This is a genomic window from Chryseobacterium sp. KLBC 52, from assembly GCF_003347605.1.
GTDB lineage: Bacteria > Bacteroidota > Bacteroidia > Flavobacteriales > Weeksellaceae > Chryseobacterium.
In genome coordinates, this window is the sequence record NZ_QDFZ01000015.1 from 1 (window position 1) to 18983 (window position 18983).

The following is an 18983-nucleotide window of genomic DNA, read 5'->3' on the forward strand; positions in this document are numbered from 1 at the left end:
ATCCACGTACATTAAACGCACACAGAAGGATTACAGTTTAAGTTTAAAACTTCAAATCGTGAAAGAAGTTGAATGTGGAGCATCCACTATTACTAGTTGTCGTAAGAAATATGGTATTCAATCTCATGGTACTATTTTAAATTGGCTGAGAAAATATGGTAACTTTGATTGGGAAAACCAAAGACCTTATGCCATGGAAAAAACACCTGAACAACGTATTATGGAATTAGAAGCCCAGGTAAGGCTTCTTGAAAAGCAAAAGGCTTTTTTAGAAAAGCAGGCTTATATTGCAGATAAGAAGTCCATATTTTTTGATATGATGATTGATCTGGCTGAGAAAGAATATCACATTGATATTCGAAAAAACTCACCACCCGAACAATCGATTACTTCCGCAGTAAAGAAAAAGAAACTTTGATTTTTACTTGTGGATTGTTAGGGTTAAATAGACAAATCTATTATAGAAGTATCAAGCGTACGAAAGTTTGTAAAGATAAAGCTTCAGAGGTAGTAAAGCTGGTAGAGAATCTTCGTGTTAAGATGCCCCGGTTAGGAGGCAGGAAATTATATTTTATTTTACAGAGATCCTTAAGCTCCATTAAGGTAGGGAGAGATAAATTCTTTGCCATCTTAAAAGCTAATCATTTATTGATTGAACCTCGCAAAAGCTATCACATTACAACCAACTCTCATCATCGTTTTAGAAAGCATAAGAACCTGCTCCTTGACTATCAGATAACAAAGCCCAACCAGGTATGGGTTGCAGATATTACTTATATAGGGAACCGAAAAAATCCAAGCTATTTAAGTTTAATAACTGATGCGTATTCTAAGAAAATAATGGGACACTTTGTTGCAGACAATTTAAATACACAGAGTAGTATTATAGCTTTAAAAAGAGCTCTAAAGAAGTATAAAGGTATGAGAGAATCTTTAATCCATCATTCCGATCGTGGTTTACAATACTGCTCGAATGAGTATCAAAGACTTTTACAGAAACATCAATTAAAATGTAGTATGACACAAAACTCTGATCCTTATCAAAATGCAGTAGCAGAGAGAATAAATGGTATTTTAAAGCATGAGTTTGATATTGATAAACATGATATAAACAACAATTTAAGGAAAAAGATAGTAAATGAATCTATCGAAATCTACAATAATTTACGCCCACATTTTTCAAATCATTATCTAACTCCAAACCAAATGCATAAACAGTCACAAATTAAAATGAAAACCTATAAAAACAAAAACCAAAGCAATAGTAAAATTACTCTGGTTTAATTATTTATTTTTGTACTATAATCTGTATCAGATTTTCAGGACTAGTCATTAATATGTAAGCATTCAAAGTTAGGAATATGTCCATTATTACCCATTACTCATTACTTATTACTCATTACTCATATTCTAGTCCATTTCCTTCAACGTAATATTCTTGGAAATTTTGTAGCTTTTTTTCTTCTTGTGAGGTTTGGGCTCTTCTCCGAGTAGTCTTCCCCAAGGTTTGAGATCATCCACTCTTTCACAGATGATTTTTATAATTGCAATGGCCGGAATACACAGGAACATTCCCGCAATTCCCCAAAGATGTTCTCCTAAAAGGATTCCAATAAAAGAAAATAAAGCGTTGATCTTTACTTTAGACCCCACCACAAATGGCAGGACAATATTTCCATCTACAGCATGAATGGCAATATACCCTAAGGCGACATAAATGCAGGTTGAAGGCGTAGAAGTAGCAAACGCTATAAAACAGGAAATCAAAAGGGAAATAAAAATTCCCAGATACGGAATAACATTTAACAATCCTGTCAGAACTCCCAGAAGAATAGCATATTTTACTCCCAGAATGGTAAGAAGAGTGGATGTTAAAATGGAAACGATAATCACCTGAAGAAAGAGTCCGAAGATGTATTTCTTAGTCATAATCCGGATCTCGTTCACGGCTTCCTGTACACTCGCTTTATGTCTTTCGTTGAAAACCGTAACAATAAAATTATTTAAAAGTCTTCTGTAATTTAAAATAAAGATAAAAAACAGGGTGAAAAATATAATGAAGCCGAAGCCCGTTGAAAAAATTCCGAATGTAAACCCTAAAATGACTCCCGAAGAAGACAACAGTTTGGTTAATCCCTGGTTAATATAATCCACCTGTTCATCCACTTTCACATTGAATGTTCTGGAAACCCAATGCTGAAGGCTGTTAAAAACAGTGGTAAACTGTTCCTTGAGGTGTGGAAGATCCTTGCTGAAATCAGACAGCTGATTGGTAAAGAAATAAATAATACCGCCTAAAATCATCAGCATAATGAATACTGAAGTCATGGTCGATATAGACCTTGGAAATCTTAGTCTTCTTTCCATAAAAGTAGCTGCAGGCAGAAACAGCATTGCCATAAGGAATGCCAGGAAAAACGGAGCTAAAATACTCTGTCCCAATGCCAGAAGATAGCCAAGTCCAATGATGGAAACCACCACAAGCGTAAGCTTGACAAGGAAAGGAAGTCTAAGAAAATTCATAATCTAAAAATATGCGGTGTGGAATAAAAATAAGAAAACCCTTCCAAATTGAAAAATTTTTTATTCAAACCTTCAGGATTCTCTTGGATTGTATCAAATTTTATTCCACCCAGTCAGGTTGATTGTGATTTTTTTACCTAAAACAGAAACACGCCCTGAATATCAGAACGTGTTTCTTTATTGAGAAGTTAATATGTTATAAGTTGTTTTATTCTTCAATGGCGATGTCAATGACTTCTTCCATTCTGTTGACGTAATGTACTCTCAGATTTTTCAGATAATCTTTTTTGATTTCCTCCACATCTTTTCTGTTGGCCTCACAAAGAATAACATCTTTGATTCCTGCTCTTGTTGCGGCAAGAAGCTTTTCTTTGATTCCGCCTACAGGTAGTACTTTCCCTCTTAAGGTAATTTCTCCCGTCATGGCAAGGTGAGGTTTTACTTTCTTGTTTTTAAACGAAGAAACCATTGATGTCAGCATCGCAATACCAGCAGACGGCCCGTCTTTTGGCGTTGCACCTTCAGGAACGTGTACGTGGATGTTTTTCTTTTCAATATCTTCCTGAGGAATGCCCAATTCATCATGCTTAGCTTTAATATATTCCAAAGCAATAGTCGCAGACTCTTTCATTACCGTTCCCAGGTTTCCGGTCATGGTTAACGCTCCTTTACCATTGCTTAAAATACTTTCAATATAAAGGATATCTCCTCCTACACTTGTCCATGCAAGACCAGTTACCACACCCGGAACTCCGGTGATTTCAGATAAGCTTTTCGGTCTTGGAACTCCAAGAATCTCATCTACTTTTTCCACTGAAATTTTTGGATCGTACTCCTTTACCAAAGCAGTCTGTAGTGCTACCCATCTTCCGATGGCCGCAATTCTTTTTTCCAGGGTTCTCACTCCGCTTTCAGAAGTGTGAGCTTCTATAATATGTTTGAGTTCTGCATTTCCAAGTTTGAATGATTTCGCATCCAGACCATTTTCCTCCTGTTGTTTCCTGATCAGATGTCTTTTGGCTATCTCAATCTTTTCCTCCAAAGTATAACCGGCAATCTGAATAATTTCGGTTCTGTCTAAAAGAGGCGTCTGTATGGTTGAAAGTGAGTTGGCAGTCGCAATGAACATTACTTTTGAAAGGTCATAACCCATCTCCAGGAAATTATCATAAAAAGATTTATTTTGTTCAGGATCAAGAACTTCTAAGAGTGCTGAGCTTGGATCTCCGTGAAGACCCTGTCCGATTTTATCAATCTCATCAAGAACAATTACAGGATTTGAAGTACCTGATTTTTTGATAGACTGTAAAATTCTTCCCGCCATAGCTCCGATATATGTTTTTCTATGTCCGCGGATTTCACTCTCGTCATGAAGACCACCTAGTGATAATCTTACATATTTTCTTCCTAAAGCATCAGCAATAGATTTTCCTAAAGAGGTTTTACCCACACCCGGAGGCCCTACCAATAGTAGAATAGGAGACTTCATGTTGTTTTTTAATTTTAAAACAGCCATGTGCTCCAGAATTCTTTTCTTGATATCTTCCAGACCGAAATGTGCTTTGTCAAGTATTTTTTCAGCTTTTGCAATATCAAAAATATCTTTTGTATAAGTTTCCCAGGGAAGGTCCGTAAAGAAATCCAGATAGTTTCTCTGAACATTATAGTCCGGAGAATTAGGATTCTGACGTTGAAGCCTGCTAATTTCCTTTTGGAAATGCTCTTCTACCTCCTTGCTCCATTTTTTTGTTTTAGCCTTGGCAATCAGATCTTCCACATCACTTTCAGGTCCGCCGCCCAGTTCTTCCTGGATTGTTCTGATTTGTTGATTCAGGAAGTATTCTCTCTGTTGCTTATCTAAGTCCTTTGAGGTTTTCTGATGAATCTGATTTCTCAGTTCCAGTTTTCTGAAATCCTCGTGCATCAGCTCGTAGCATTGGTTGGCTCTCGTCATCAGGCTTTTCTCTTCAAGCAGCTTTTGTTTTGCAATCGAAGAAAAATTAGCATTGGTACAGATGAAATTCAGAAGATCATCATTATTGTTTATATTTTTGATCGCAAAGTTGGCGGCATTAGGAATATTAGGATCCAGTTCAATAATCTTTAAAGCAAGATCTTTGATGTTCTCCAGTAATGCTTCATACTCCTCCTGATCTGTAGGTCGTGTATCTTTTAATTTTGATATTTCAGCTTTGAAATAGGGTTGGTTATCAATGATTTTTTTTATCTTAAATCTGTGAAACCCTTTGGTAATAGCTGTAATATTACCTTCCGGCAGCTTAATGATCTTAATAATCTTTGCCAGTGTACCGGTAGTGTATATGTCTTTTTCGGTCGGCTGTTCCAGCTCCGAATTTTTCTGGCTTACAATGCCAATAAAATCACCGTTTTTCTGTGCCTCTTCAAGAAGCTGAATAGACGTCTTTCTCCCTGCAGTAATAGGAATTACCACATTGGGGAACATCACCATATTTCTTACGGGAAGTATAGGGAATATTTTCTGTTCGGAATTTTTATCAGTCTCTGCGAAGTCGGAAAGATTGATTTCTTCAGTTACGATATCAAATCCGTCACTGATCATTTCTTCTAAACTTATATCTTCAAATTCTGTCATAGTCAATCGAATGACAAATTGTCATTTTCGTTTTTTATCGTTAAAGGAAATTTTTATAATATACTCTGAAAACGTGTGGCATATTATAATATTCTAAAAATGCACAATACTTATGCCATTTGTTTTTTACTTAAAAATACGGTCAAAATTTCCTTTTTTAGATAATCTTTGCATTAAAAATCAAAATAAAGCAGTTCTGTTTCTGTAATTTCTTAAAAATGTGTATTTTCGCAAACTGATAAAAAACTATAATTTATAAAATGGCAATTTTAGGACAGATTAGGAGTAAGCCTTGGCTTTTAATGGGAGTAATAGCCTTAGCGCTTTTGGCGTTCCTGGTGAACCCCGATAGTATCGACAAGGTTTTTGGTAAGAATCCTGACGTTTTAGGAAAAGTAAATGGTGAGAAAATCACCCGCGAAGAGTTCAATGATCAGCTTTTCGTGTTGCAGCAGCAGGCTGAACAGCAAGGTCGTCCGAAAAACGGTCTTGAAGAGCAGGCGTGGCAGTTACTTGTACAATCTAAACTTATCAAACAACAGTTTGAGAAGCTTGGCTTTGAAATGACTGATGATTATTTCTGGAATCAGATCCAGTACGATCAGATGTTTGCTCAGAATCAACAGTTCTTTGATGAGAAAGGTAATTTTAAAACTCAAGAGCTTAAAAAAGAAATTGAAACATTACAAAACACCAATCCTCAGGGATATACTCAGTGGTTGAAAACAAGAAAGACTATCGAGTACAGACTAATGGCAAGACAGGTGTTTACTAATCTTTCAGCAGGGATTACTACAGGTAAAAAAGAAGCTGAAGAATTGATGAAGCAGAGAGATCAGCTTGCAGATATCGACTTTGTAAAAGTAGATTATACGGCTTATCTTCAAAAAACAAAGATCAATGTTACTACACAGGATCTTGCTGATTACATCAAGAAGCACCCTGTAATGTTCAAAGCTGAGCCAAGCAGAAATATCGGTATCGTATTTTTCCCATCTAAACCAAGTGCAGCAGATGATGCAGCAGCTCTGAAAGAAATTACAAAATTATATTCAGGAGGTACAGATGCTAGTGGAGGAACTGAAAACTTCCAGAATACTAAAAACGATTCTATGTTTGTAGCAGCAAATTCTGATGCACCATTCAATCCTCAGTATTTGAATCCTGCTCAATTGCCTCCAACAATCAAAGATCAGATCACTGCAGCAGCAGTAGGTCAGACTTTTGGTCCTTATAAAGAACAAGATGTATATGTAGTTTCTAAACTGGTAGGTAAAAGACCTTCAGATTCTACTTTATCAAGACATATCCTTATTGCATTCAAAGGAAGCCCTGCAGGTGAAGGAGTTACTAGAACCAAAGAGCAGGCTAAGAAATTGGCAGACTCAATTGGGGCAATTGTAAAAGCTACTCCTGCTAAATTTACAGAATTCCTTAAGCTGTCAAGTGACCCGAATTCTGCAGCTCAGGGAGGTAGCCTTGGTTGGACAACACCAGAGACACCTTTCGTTCCGGAATTCCTTGCTTATCTTGCAAACAATCCTAAAGGAGCTACTGGAGTAGTAGAAACACAGTTCGGTTACCATATCATCAATATTGAAGATAAAAAATCAGGATCAATGGGGTATAAAGTTGCTAACCTTGTGAAAGCAATCAAACCTTCAGATGCTACTGAGGCTGAAACAGACAAAAACTCAAGAAAATTCATTCAGCAGGTTCAGGGGAAATCTTTCAACGATTTCGTGAACATTGCTAAGAAAGGAAACTATCAGTTTTCTAATCCAAAAGCAGCAAAAAGATTTGAAGGTCAGCTTCAGGGCTTAGGTACTGAAAAAGATGCTGATATCCTTGCATGGGCTTTTGATAAGAAAAGATCGAAAGGAGATACTGAATTATTTACAGTAGACGGAACAGGTGATAAAATTGTAGTGTATCTGAACGGAAAACAGGAAGCTGGTCTTGCAGATCCTGAATCTGTAAGAGATCAGATCGAAGTTATCGTTAAAAATAAACTGGCAGCCAAACAAATTTCTGATAAAATAGCAGCAGCAAAAGCTTCAAGCTTAGATCAGATTGCTAAATTGTTTGCCGCTCCAAAACAATCTGCTCAGGTGAACCTATTGAATCCTTCAGTAGCAGGTGCTATGGAACCTAAAGTTGCCGGTGCAGCATTCGGTGTTGCAAAAGGTAAACTTTCCAACCCGGTTGAAGGTGGAACAGGAGTTTATGTTTTGATCAAGAAGTCAGAAACTGTAAACAAACAGCCTGGAGATCTTAAGCAGTTTACAGAATCTCTTACTCAGAGAAATGCAGGAATGTTCGGACAGGCCTGGATGAAGAGTCTTCAGGACAATGCAGATATCGAAGATTACAGAATCGAGATCTGGAACAAGCTGGGAAATCAGCAACAATAAGAAATTCATTTCAATGATATAAAAAGCGACAAAATTTTTTGTCGCTTTTTTTGTATTTATGGCAGAATAATAAAGGAAAAGATTTATTTAAAATGTATTATATTTGCTTATTAGAAAAAAATTAGCAAGTGAAGTTCAGTAAAGAATTAAAAGCTGGTGTGATTGCACTTCTAGCTATCGTAGGCTTTGTGGTGTTGTTTCAGTTTATGAAAGGGAAAAGCCTTTTTACTACCGACAATATATTTTACGCAAAATATGACAATGTAGAAGGTCTGGCGCAGTCTGCGGCAGTGTCTATTAATGGTCTGAAAGTAGGGCAGGTAGATAAGATTATTCCTATCACCTCAAAAGATGGAAAGATTAATTTTGTCGTAAAAATTACCGTTGAAAACAAATTCGAATTTTCAAAAAACTCATCATTGGAGATCTTTGAACCGGGATTAATGTCCGGTAAAGAAATGAGAGTAAACCTTATGTATGGAGGACCGACTGCAAAAGACGGAGATACCTTAAAAGGAGCTTTCAAACTGGGAACATTGGGAAGTCTTTCTTCTCAGGTTGGTCCGGTAAAAGATCAGCTACAGGTGGTTTTGCATAGAGTAGACTCTTTAATGGCCAATGCCAATCAGGTTTTTGATGCTCAAAACAGAGCTGAAATAAAAGCTTTATTAGCCAACCTTAACAAAACAGTAGGAGCGTTGCAGTCTACAGCAGGAAGTGTAAATACACTGGTAGGGCACAATGATCCAAAACTTCAAAAAGTGCTGGATGACGCAAGTCTTACGATGCAGAGTGGAAAAGTAACTTTAGATAAGTATGGAAATCTGGCTCAGAGCATTGATACGAAACAGTTGAATGCTACAATTGCCAATTTGGATGCTACCGTTGGAAAATTGAATCAGGTGATTGGAGGTATTGATAAAGGAGAAGGAAGCTTAGGTAAACTGATGAAGGACGATCAACTGTACAACAACCTGAATTCAGCTTCTTCCAATCTGAATACATTAATCGAAGATATGAAAGCGAATCCGAAGAGATATATCAACTTCTCGGTTTTCGGTAAAAATAACAAAGACTAATATGCCTTATGCAGTACATCGATAACATTATTTTCCTGATTTTATTAGTGGCGGGATTTGGGCTGTTTGCCAAAAGTCTCCAGAAGATCTATAGAAATATCAGGTTAGGTCACGAAATCAATAGAAACGACAGAAAAGGAGAGCGCTGGGAAACGATGGCCCGTGTAGCCATGGGACAGAGTAAAATGACAGCACGTCCTGTTGCAGGAATTTTACACCTTTTTGTATATGTAGGTTTTGTGATTATTAATATTGAATTAATAGAAATTGTTGTTGATGGAATATTTGGGACCCACCGCTTTTTATCAAGCATTTTCGGGCATACCTTCTATAGTTTCTTTACTGCAACATTAGAAGTGCTGGCACTTTTAGTGGTGGTTGGGGTTGTCATTTTCTTTATCCGTAGAAATTTTTACGGAGTGAAGAGATTGACGATGAAAGAACTTTTCGGTTGGCCAAAAAATGATGCCAATTGGATTTTGATTATTGAATTCGCCTTAATGATGGCTTTCTTTATGATGAATGCTTCAGATTTTATTTTACAATCAAGAGGTGTTTTACCGGAGCACGGAAGCTTCCCGATCAGTGAGATGACGTTTGTTCCGTTCTTGGAAATCTTCAGCTTTGATAGCGGATTTTTAATGTTCACAGAAAAAGCTGCATGGTGGTTCCACTTTGTAGGGATTCTTTTCTTCATGAACTATCTTTATTATTCAAAACATTTACATATTATCCTGGCATTTCCAAGTACATGGTATGCCAATCTTGATAAAAAAGGAAAATTCAACAACCTTGAGTCTGTAACAAAGGAGATCAAATTAATGATGGATCCTAATGCAGATCCGTATGCTGCTCCGGCTGAAGGAGCTGAGGCTGATGTCCCTTCTAAATTTGGAGCCGAAGATATTTTTGATCTGAATCAGGTACAATTGCTGAATGCTTATTCATGTACAGAATGCGGACGTTGTACTTCTGTTTGTCCGGCTAATATTACCGGTAAAAAACTTTCTCCGAGATTGATCCTGATGAAAACCAGAGACCGATTGGAAGAAGTAGGACGAAACATTGATCAAAACGGAAAATTCGTTGATGACGGTAAAAAACTGTTGAACGATTATATTACAAAAGAAGAACTTTGGGCTTGTACCACATGTAATGCATGTACGGAAGCCTGTCCGGTATTGCTTGATCCGCTTTCCATTATTTTTGAAATGAGAAGATTCCTGGTGATGGAACAGTCTGCTGCTCCACAGGAACTGAATCTGATGATGACAAACGTGGAAAACAATGCCGCTCCATGGCAGTACAACCAGGCTGACCGTCTGAACTGGGCAAACGAAAATTAATGTAACAATGTAAATAATGTAACGATGTAACAATCATTGGTAAACTGTTACATTGGTATATTGATAAATTTGATTTAGAATGGATTTCACTATAAAAACAATGGCAGAATATGCTGCCGAAGGAAAAGCCCCTGAAGTTTTATTTTGGGTTGGATGTGCGGGAAGTTTTGATGACCGTGCTAAAAAAATTACGAAAGCATTTTGCAAGATATTAAATAAAATAGGAGTTGAATTTGCAGTTCTGGGACAGGAAGAAAGCTGTACCGGAGATCCTGCAAAAAGAGCCGGAAACGAATTTGTATTCCAGATGATGGCACTTACCAATATTGAAGTATTGAATGCTTACGAAGTAAAGAAAATCGTAACGGCTTGTCCGCACTGTTTTAATACCCTTAAAAATGAATATCCAAGCCTTGGCGGACACTTTGATGTGGTACACCATACTCAGTTCCTTAAAACCTTAATGGAAGAAGGAAGACTGAAGATTGAAGGAGGTGCATTCAGAGGGAAAAAAATTACTTTCCATGATCCATGTTATCTGGGACGTGCCAATGACGAATATGAAGCTCCAAGAATGCTTCTGGAGAAACTGGACGCTGAGCTTGTAGAAATGAAACGCTGCAAGACCAATGGTCTTTGCTGTGGAGCAGGTGGTGCACAGATGTTTAAAGAACCTGAAAAAGGAAAGAAAGACATCAATATTGAAAGAACGGAAGAAGCTTTATCTTTTGAACCTAAGGTAATTGCTACAGGGTGCCCTTTCTGTAATACCATGATGACGGATGGTGTAAAACATTTTAACAAAAATACAGAAGTTGCCGTAAAAGATATCGTTGAACTTCTTGCTGAAGCAGAAGACTTATAATTGAAATCTTATACAGGCTTATGAAGCTGAAATGGAGACTCTCCTTTTTGTTTATCATTTCGATACTTGCTCTTCTTACATTCTGGAATTATCAGAACAGAGTGTATGACTGGGATATGCCGGGCTATATGGGATGTATGTATACTTCCGAGTTCCCGGATTCTCCTGATAAAGTTAGAATCCTTACGTATGAGGAAATAAAAAAAGAGGCTCCCGCAGAACATTATACGGACATTATCGGAATAAAGCAATGGGACATTCCCAGGCAGTATTTCGTAAAAAATACACAATCTTTTACAGAACAATTACCCTATTTTCAGATCAAAGTAGGGTATATTCTTGTGATCACCCTGTTTTATAAACTTGGGTTTACAGCACCAATGGCCGTATTGTTTACCAGTCTTATTTCTTACTTTTTTTCAGGAATATTATTATTTTATATTCTAAAACTCCTGTTCCCGAAAAAATACTGGCTTGCTATCGTATTAACCATTGCAGCAATGCTTTTGCCACCAATGACGTACATGTCAAGGGTCTCTACACCGGATATGTTTATTTTTCAGTTTATGCTGATCTTTATTATCGGTTTACTTAAAAAATGGAGCAAATGGGCCATGTTTGTACTTCTGTTTGGGATTACCTTTATACGGCCGGATTATATTACATTCACCCTGACTTACATTGTCGCTGTTTTCTTTTTTCATTATTTTCAGGAAAAGAAAATTGATGTTTCTTTTATTGTACAGGGAATAGTTCTTCTGGTCATGTATCTGGCCATCATTAAGTTTTATCATTATCCGGGATGGAAAGATCTCTTTTATGACACTTTTATCGATAGAAGACCTATTATTTCAACACATCCGATAGACGTTAGTCTAATGGACTATCTCAGTATCATTTACATCAAGATTATTTATTTCAAAAAGGTAACTTTATCCTTAGCCATTATGATGGGAATTATCTTCTGGCGTTCCAAAGATGCATGGGTAAGAATGATTTCCATTCTTTTCGTGGTGAATGTCTATATCAAGTTCTTCTTCTTTCCGCAGTCTGCTGCATTAAGGTTTTTCTTTCCATTCATTTTTCCCCTTTTCATTATGACGCTCTATGTGTTGAGTAAAAAATACAATGATCTTAAACTCGGGAAAATTGCGTAATTTTGTATTTAAGATGATAAGGATATTCAATCAGCGTTAAATTGATGTTCTGGTCAGTGATCAGAATTTATTATACTTGATAAGTCCTTGAAAAATAAATATTTACATTATGAAAATCGAAGAATCTAATATTGTAGAAACCAACGACTACAGAGTCATTATATACCCGGCTTCAAGACCTTTCGAAACAAAAGAAGCAAAAGCCATTACGGAGAAACTATTTGATTTCCTTGCAACGTGGGCTGCTCATGGAAAACCCCTTTCTTCTTCCTTTAAAATTGAGAAGAATCAGTTTATCATCGTGTGTGTGGATGAAGAAAAGGAAATGGCTTCAGGATGCAGCATTGATGCTTTGGGAAAGGTGATGAGAGAAATTGATGAAGAATATCAATTAGGCCTTTTTGATAGGATGAAAGCAAGCTTTGTGGAGAATGGTGAAGTGAAGACTTTAAAATTAATTGATTTTAAAACAAAGTTGAGAAACGGAGAACTTGCAGAAGATATCCAGGTTTTTGACTTCTCTAAAAATACGTATCTTGACTTTTTAAGCCACTTCCTTCTTCCTTTGGAGAAGAGTTGGGCGGCTTCTATAAAATAATCGCTGTAAAGCTGATACAAAAGAATAATCATAAAGTGGAAAATATATTTCCACTTTTTTGTTTTAATGTATATTTGTATAGATTCGAGCAGTGACTAATGCCTAAAGTACTTTTTTTAACGACTTCCCACAGCTATAATGATGACCGTATTTTTTATCATCAGGCGAAAGCTCTTAGAGATAATGGGTATGAAGTGAAAATATGCAGTTTATATGCAGAGTATAAAGGCTATATAGAAGGGATTGAAATAGAATCTTTTGCCATTCTGGAAGAAAGTATAGAAACTAAAATGGAAACTTTCCAGAAAGTTTGCAATACCTTTCATCCCGAATGTATCATTTGTTCTGAACCATTGGCTGTTGTAGCGGTAAAGAAATTTGTAAAAGAGCATAAGATAAGTTGTATCTATGACGTTACAGAATGGTATCCTTCCATGTCAATGCTTCAAAAATACAGGTTTCCGGCTAGCATTTTTCAGGCCATAAAGTTTTCTCTTATTCAGTTGTATGCCGGATTTTTAAGTACTCATTTCATTTTTGGTGAAACCACGAAAAAGTTTCCTTTAGCATATTTTTTTGGATTTAAAAAACAGATCGTTGTTCCTTATTATCCAGATTCTATTTACATCAATGAAAGTATAAAGCAACTCGATCCGAACGTCATCAAGTTATGCTATACCGGTCAGATTTCTAAAGATAAAGGAATTGAAAATTTCTTTAAGGCAATAGACAGGCTTCGTCAAAAACTGCCTGCACTCCATATCAGGATTCTGATTATTGGCTCAACGGTACAGGAAAGCGATGAATTCTACTTTTCATCATTATTGAAGAGCTATTCTTTTGATGATATTGAGATCAGAAAACCAACAAGTTTTGAAACATTTACAGAAGCATTTGCTGATGCGGATCTATGTTTTGATCTCAGGGAAATTAACTTTGAAAATAACTATTCTCTGCCAATAAAATTGTTTTACTTTATGGGAGCAGGAAAACCCGTCATTTATTCAAATTTGAAAGGAATCCGGAAGCATATGGGAGAGCTTTCGTTTGGTAGCCTGGTAGAGCCTCATAATGCTGAAGAAGTCTCAGAAGTGATCATTAATTATATCAGGAATCCTGAATTGTATCATTCCCACGCACTCAATGCACGAAAAGAATTTAAAGAAAAATATAATTGGGAACTCATAAAAGATTCCTTCGTTGATTTTGTAAAAAAATCTATTGATAAATAATCACCATGCAGCTTACTATCATTAAAACATTTGTCTCACGCTTTCTTATTCTGATCCTGAGTTTCGGCCTGGTGATCTATTCTACGAATATGTGGGGAAGTGAGGGTAAGGGAACCATTTCTATTGTGGTGGCCAATGCTGCAGCAGTAAGCTTTTTCAGCAGTATCTTTTCCGGAAGCAGTGCGTCTTATTTCGCATCAAGGTTTAAAATAGAAAAGGTTTTATTGTATGCCTATCTGTGGTCTCTTTTGACAGGGCTTTTGATCCCGTTTTTATTCAGTATAGCTTCTATCCAGGGTGAATATCTGTTGTATCTGATCGGAATATCTGTTTTTTCTTCACTTTTATCTACCAATATCAGCTTGTTTATTGGAACACAGAATATTAAAAGATTTAATGTGTATACTGTTTTACAGCAACTGGTCCATATTATCTTTATAGGAATATTGGTGTATGGGTTTAGAAAGAAAGATGTTACTGTGTATTTTCTTGCACAGATCGGGTGTCTGGCGCTTCTTTTCCTCACTAGTTTCTTTCAGATTATCAAAAAATGCAATATTTCTGAAATATCATTCTGTAAAGAGGTAGGAAGAAATATGTTTGAATATGGCTGGAAAACTCAATTGAGTGCTTTTGTTCAGTTTTTGAATTACAGGCTTTCGTTTTATTTCTTAGAATATTTTGAAGGCATCGCCAGTGTTGGAATATTTTCTATCGGAGTTACTTTTTCAGAAGCTATATGGACTATTACCCGCAGTATTGCAGTGATTCTATACTCGGATGTTGTCAATAGTAAAAGCAAGGAAGAATCTATTGAGAAAACCAAAGAATCTTTAAAGCTGACCTTTTTTCTGATGATTGGTTTTGTGCTGGGAATCATTATCATACCCTCTCAGGTTTACGAGATGATTTTCGGAAAAGAATTCAGAGATACCAAAGAAATCATGCTCCTTTTATCGCCGGGAATTTTTGCTATTGCGGTAAGTGATATGGTGGGACATTACTTTTCAGGAATGAGAGAACTGAAAATTCTTAATGTCAAATCAATTGTAGGCCTTGTGGTTACCGTTGTATTTTCTTTCATTGCAATACCAAGATGGGGAATTATAGGCGCTTGTGTTGCTACTACATCGTCCTATTTTGTTTCTGCTTTTCTGTTGTTCAGAAAGTTTTATAATTCTACTCCGTTTACTTTGAAAGACTATATGATTACAAAAGAAGAAATACAGCTTTTAAAGCAAAAATTTGTTAAGAAATAATTACTTCAGAGCTCCCCTTACCATAATGTCATTTTTCCTATTTTTACATATCTATTAATCCTTTACTATGTGCGGAATCACCGGTTATTATTCATTTCATAAAAGTATTTCCTCAACAAATATTCTGGAAATGAATCAGGCGATCAAACACCGCGGGCCGGATGATGAAGGATTCTGGTTATACAGTGCTGATCAGGGAATTTCTTTTTCAGGGAATGATTCCACGCAAAAAATTAAAGAACAGTTTCCGGTTTTACAGGATATAAATTCAGATATTGCCCTGGGTTTCCGTAGATTATCCATTATTGATCTGTCTGAAAAAGGGCATCAGCCTATGCTCTCAGAAAATGAGCAGATCATTATTACCTTTAACGGAGAGATCTATAATTTTAAAAAATTAAGGAAAGAACTTGAATCTTTAGGGTATTCTTTCCACAGTACTTCAGACACTGAAGTTATTCTCAAAGCTTACCAAGAGTGGGGAAACTCTGCTTTTGCAAAACTGGATGGAATGTTTGCAATCTGTATCGTAGATCTTATCTCACAAAAACTGATATTGGTAAGAGATAGAGTGGGGATGAAACCTCTTTTTTATCATCACAGTAAGGATGGACTGGTTTGGGGATCAGAAATAAAAATATTACTGAAAAATGAACTGGTAAAAGCTGAAATCAACTGGAATGGAGTCTATACGAATTTTCTTTTTCAGACAACATTGGCTCCGCAAACCTGTTTTCAGCATATTTTTTCCCTGGAACCGGCTTCTTTTATGACTATTGATTTAAAGGATTATAAGATCTCCAAAGAAAAATTCTGGAAATTACCTTCACCGCTTTCAAACGATATTTCCGAAGAAGAAGCGGTAAAAAAAATAGATGAACTTCTTTCTGAAAGTATTTCTGAACAATTATATGCGGATGTTCCTGTGGCTATTATGATGAGTGGTGGAATTGATTCTACCTTAATTGCTTCAAAATCAAAATCTTTTAATGCTAATATCAATACATATACTATATCTTATCCATTTTCTGAAGAAGAGGTAAAAAATGCATCTCTGGCAGCAAAACATTTTGGAGTTCCGCATGAGATAAAAAAAGTAAATGATGACGAGGCATTAGAAGACCTTAAAGAAAATATTCAGCATTTTGAAGAGCCTTACAGCAGTTTTGAAGTCTTAATCAATGCGGCAAAATACGCTCATGATAAAAACTTTAAAGTTGTATTAAGCGGAAATGGAGCTGATGAACTTTTTGCCGGCTATTCCCATACGCTAAAGCTGAATAAATGGCTTCTGATGAGGAATTTCAATTTTGTAAATCCTTTTATTTTTACAAAAGATAAATTTTCACAACGGGTAAAAAATTATTTCTCCCAGGATCATATGTTTGATTTTTTCAGACAAAGCCAGATCAGTATGAGACCGTTGGAAGTTAAAAGTCTTATAAACCCCGATATTTATGGTAAAATAGATTTACATCTTTCAAAATACCACCTTTCAGAAGCAAAAAACTATGCCGGGTATTTTGAATATGACATGAAATATTCACTCTCTTCCCACCATGTTTTCCGGGATGATCTGAGTGCCATGAAATACAGCGTGGAATTCCGTTATCCTTATCTGAGTAACAGCCTGATAGATTATGTATCTGTACTTCCACAGAATATCAGATTTAATGGAGTTCAGAATAAACCTCTATTACGTAAAACCGCTGAAAAATATCTTCCTCAGGCAGTTTTGAATATGCCTAAAAAAGGATTTTCATTTCCTGTCAGTCATTTCATTAAAAACGAAAAAAGAGTAAGAGACTTTATCGTTGAAAATCTTGAAAGCTTAAAAAAGAGAAATTTCTTTAATGCTGCAGTGATTGATGAGTGGTGGAATCATCAGGAACATGAGTATGATTGGGTGAAAATATGGCAGCTGGTTACCTTTGAGCTATGGTATCAGAAATATTTTGAAGAATAAAGAAGCAGTCTAAAGATTAATATTTTACCTTTGTATTATGATGAAATATTTTTGGGGCATATTGGTTGCAGTTTTCGCACTTATCAGTTGTAAAAATGATGATGATTCTTTGCAGAGAATAGATCAGGAGCTGAATATTTATATGAAAAACAGTGCGGGTCAAGATCTTCTGAACAGTAAACTTACAGGATCTTATACGGGATATTCCGTGAATGATATTTTTGGAACGAAAGATATTTCTCCGGTAAGTATTTCGTTAAAAACGTCACCCGAGTCATTATACTATATGGAATATCTTGCAGGAGCAAAAAGAAGAAGACTGGATTCTATCAGCCCGGATCAACCAGGTACAGGAACTTCTTACCATTCCAAAATGTTGATTACTTTTACAAAGAGTACCAATGTTAGTGATAATGTTACCGGGACATTGGAAGTTCAATATCGTAATACTCCTACGGCTTTTCAGGTTTCAAAGGTTTTGTATGACGGAAATGAAGTGTTTTCAAAAGATGCTGATGCACCTACTTCAATAAATACCGTTACGATCACAAAATAATTTTTAAATTTGTATAATTGTTAGCTTATTATGAGCTAAACATCTAATATTTAACATCTAAATAAAATGTTACAAGTCAATTTTTTGCGCGACAATAAAGAACGCGTTTTAGAAGGTCTTAAGAAAAGACAATTCAAAAATCTTGAGTTGGTAGACGAGGCTATCGCTGCCGACGACGAAAGAAAAAGAATCCAGTTTGAACTAGATTCCCAGCTTTCCGAAATCAACAAAATTTCGAAAGAAATCGGACTTTTGATGAAAGAAGGGAAAAAAGAAGAAGCGGAATCTGCAAAGTCTAAAACAGCACAATACAAAGAGTCGAGCTCAGAATTGAAATCCCAGTTAGAAGGTAAAGAAAACGACTTACTGAATATTCTGTACCTGCTTCCCAATATTCCGAATGAATTGGTAAAAAGCGGAGCTTCTGCTGATGATAACGAAATCATTTTCCAGTCTCATCCGGTAGAAGGTCTTGGTGAAGGAGCTATTCCTCACTGGGAACTGGCGAAGAAGTACAACCTTATTGATTTTGAATTAGGGGTTAAAATTGCCGGTGCAGGTTTCCCTGTGTATTTAGGGAAAGGGGCAAGATTACAAAGAGCTTTGGTTCAGTATTTCTTAGATAAAAACGTAGAAAAAGGATATACAGAAGTAAATCCTCCTCACGTTGTCAATGAAGCATCTGGTTTTGGAACCGGGCAGCTGCCGGATAAAGAAGGACAGATGTATTATATCAATGAAGATAAATTATACCTGATTCCTACTGCTGAAGTGCCTGTAACAAACCTTTACCGCGATGTATTATTTGACGAGAAAGATCTTCCGATTAAGAATACAGCTTTCTCTCAGTGCTACAGAAGAGAAGCGGGAAGCTATGGTGCTCACGTAAGAGGATTGAACCGTCTTCACCAGTTTGAAAAAGTAGAAATCGTAAGAATTGAAAAACCGGAAAATTCTTATGCTGTTTTGGAAGAAATGGTAGAGCATATCAAAGAAATCCTTACCGATCTTGAACTTCCGTTCAGAGTTTTAAGGCTTTGCGGTGGTGATACAGGTTTTGGATCTGCAATGACTTATGATTTTGAAGTTTGGAGTGCCGCTCAGGAAATGTGGCTGGAAGTAAGCTCTGTTTCGAATTATGAAACATTTCAGGCCAATAGACTGAAATGCCGTTACAAAGGAGATGGTAAATCTCAGTTGGTTCATACCTTAAACGGATCAGCAATGGCATTACCAAGAATTATGGCCGCATTGCTGGAGAATAACCAGACAGCGGAAGGAATTAAGCTTCCTAAGAAGATTGCAGAATATGCGAGATTTGATGTTATTAACTAAGAGAATATTTTGATTAAGTATATAAAAAACCACCGATCT

At 36.3% G+C, this 18983-nt stretch carries 15 protein-coding genes; 13 read left to right on the forward strand and 2 right to left on the reverse strand.

Annotation, left to right across the window (positions count from 1 at the left end):
- Together DDF69_RS22315 and DDF69_RS15835 are read left to right on the forward strand one after the other, a co-directional pair.
- Positions 1–418 (forward strand): transposase (locus DDF69_RS22315; RefSeq protein ID WP_410494286.1); only part of this gene is annotated, 418 nt, incomplete at its 5' end.
- Positions 415–1284, forward strand: a complete 870-nt coding sequence (locus DDF69_RS15835) for an IS3 family transposase (protein ID WP_228411904.1) — start codon at positions 415–417, stop codon at positions 1282–1284. The genes DDF69_RS22315 and DDF69_RS15835, both read left to right, overlap by 4 nt.
- 126 nt (positions 1285–1410) lie before the next feature.
- On the opposite strand, the gene DDF69_RS15840 is transcribed toward DDF69_RS15835, so the two are convergent.
- Positions 1411–2523 carry an AI-2E family transporter gene (locus tag DDF69_RS15840; protein ID WP_114821632.1) on the reverse strand — a complete coding sequence of 371 codons (1113 nt, stop codon included), beginning with the start codon at positions 2521–2523 and terminating at the stop codon, positions 1411–1413.
- Positions 2524–2731: 208 nt separating this feature from the next.
- A complete protein-coding gene (gene lon, locus DDF69_RS15845; protein WP_114821633.1) occupies positions 2732–5137 on the reverse strand; it encodes an endopeptidase La in 2406 nt (801 codons plus the stop codon).
- A gap of 260 nt (positions 5138–5397) precedes the next feature.
- Here lon and DDF69_RS15850 point away from each other — a divergent pair, with 260 nt between their 5' ends.
- The 11 genes from DDF69_RS15850 (at position 5398) to serS (ending at position 18944) form a co-directional block, all read left to right on the forward strand.
- Positions 5398–7551 carry a SurA N-terminal domain-containing protein gene (locus DDF69_RS15850; protein ID WP_114821634.1) on the forward strand — a complete coding sequence of 718 codons (2154 nt, stop codon included), beginning with the start codon at positions 5398–5400 and terminating at the stop codon, positions 7549–7551.
- Positions 7552–7679: 128 nt separating this feature from the next.
- The gene (locus tag DDF69_RS15855; protein WP_114821635.1) at positions 7680–8630 is read left to right on the forward strand and encodes an MlaD family protein; all 951 of its coding nucleotides are present in this window, start codon (positions 7680–7682) and stop codon (positions 8628–8630) included.
- Between the two features lie 8 nt (positions 8631–8638).
- A complete protein-coding gene (locus DDF69_RS15860) occupies positions 8639–9976 on the forward strand; it encodes a (Fe-S)-binding protein (RefSeq protein WP_114821636.1) in 1338 nt (445 codons plus the stop codon).
- 79 nt (positions 9977–10055) lie between these two features.
- Complete coding sequence (locus DDF69_RS15865; RefSeq protein ID WP_034692631.1) at positions 10056–10841, forward strand: (Fe-S)-binding protein; 786 nt, start codon at positions 10056–10058, stop codon at positions 10839–10841.
- A 20-nt stretch (positions 10842–10861) separates the two neighbouring features.
- Positions 10862–11998: a hypothetical protein gene (locus DDF69_RS15870; RefSeq protein ID WP_114821637.1), complete on the forward strand. Its 1137-nt coding sequence runs from the start codon at positions 10862–10864 to the stop codon at positions 11996–11998.
- Between the two features lie 109 nt (positions 11999–12107).
- Positions 12108–12596 carry a hypothetical protein gene (locus DDF69_RS15875; protein ID WP_034692627.1) on the forward strand — a complete coding sequence of 163 codons (489 nt, stop codon included), beginning with the start codon at positions 12108–12110 and terminating at the stop codon, positions 12594–12596.
- Positions 12597–12694: 98 nt separating this feature from the next.
- Positions 12695–13828 (forward strand): glycosyltransferase, encoded by a 1134-nt coding sequence (locus DDF69_RS15880; RefSeq protein WP_114821638.1) that lies wholly within the window; start codon positions 12695–12697, stop codon positions 13826–13828.
- A gap of 5 nt (positions 13829–13833) precedes the next feature.
- On the forward strand, positions 13834–15087 hold the full coding sequence (locus DDF69_RS15885; RefSeq protein ID WP_114821639.1) for a lipopolysaccharide biosynthesis protein: 1254 nt from the start codon (positions 13834–13836) through the stop codon (positions 15085–15087).
- A gap of 67 nt (positions 15088–15154) precedes the next feature.
- Positions 15155–17053, forward strand: a complete 1899-nt coding sequence (gene asnB / locus DDF69_RS15890) for an asparagine synthase (glutamine-hydrolyzing) (RefSeq protein WP_114821640.1) — start codon at positions 15155–15157, stop codon at positions 17051–17053.
- A 37-nt stretch (positions 17054–17090) separates the two neighbouring features.
- Positions 17091–17609 carry a hypothetical protein gene (locus DDF69_RS15895; RefSeq protein WP_114821641.1) on the forward strand — a complete coding sequence of 173 codons (519 nt, stop codon included), beginning with the start codon at positions 17091–17093 and terminating at the stop codon, positions 17607–17609.
- Positions 17610–17675: 66 nt separating this feature from the next.
- On the forward strand, positions 17676–18944 hold the full coding sequence (serS, locus tag DDF69_RS15900; RefSeq protein ID WP_114821642.1) for a serine--tRNA ligase: 1269 nt from the start codon (positions 17676–17678) through the stop codon (positions 18942–18944).
- The last annotated feature ends 39 nt before the right edge of the window (positions 18945–18983 follow it).

Coding starts and splice junctions, on each gene's coding strand:
- serS (WP_114821642.1), top strand. CDS start 17,676: ATGTTACAAGTCAATTTTTTGCGCGACAATAAAGAACGCGTTTTAGAA.
- DDF69_RS15865 (WP_034692631.1), top strand. CDS start 10,056: ATGGATTTCACTATAAAAACAATGGCAGAATATGCTGCCGAAGGAAAA.
- DDF69_RS15875 (WP_034692627.1), top strand. CDS start 12,108: ATGAAAATCGAAGAATCTAATATTGTAGAAACCAACGACTACAGAGTC.
- DDF69_RS15870 (WP_114821637.1), top strand. CDS start 10,862: ATGAAGCTGAAATGGAGACTCTCCTTTTTGTTTATCATTTCGATACTT.
- lon (WP_114821633.1), bottom strand. CDS start 5,137: ATGACAGAATTTGAAGATATAAGTTTAGAAGAAATGATCAGTGACGGA.
- DDF69_RS15850 (WP_114821634.1), top strand. CDS start 5,398: ATGGCAATTTTAGGACAGATTAGGAGTAAGCCTTGGCTTTTAATGGGA.
- asnB (WP_114821640.1), top strand. CDS start 15,155: ATGTGCGGAATCACCGGTTATTATTCATTTCATAAAAGTATTTCCTCA.
- DDF69_RS15860 (WP_114821636.1), top strand. CDS start 8,639: ATGCAGTACATCGATAACATTATTTTCCTGATTTTATTAGTGGCGGGA.
- DDF69_RS15880 (WP_114821638.1), top strand. CDS start 12,695: ATGCCTAAAGTACTTTTTTTAACGACTTCCCACAGCTATAATGATGAC.
- DDF69_RS15840 (WP_114821632.1), bottom strand. CDS start 2,523: ATGAATTTTCTTAGACTTCCTTTCCTTGTCAAGCTTACGCTTGTGGTG.
- DDF69_RS15895 (WP_114821641.1), top strand. CDS start 17,091: ATGATGAAATATTTTTGGGGCATATTGGTTGCAGTTTTCGCACTTATC.
- DDF69_RS15885 (WP_114821639.1), top strand. CDS start 13,834: ATGCAGCTTACTATCATTAAAACATTTGTCTCACGCTTTCTTATTCTG.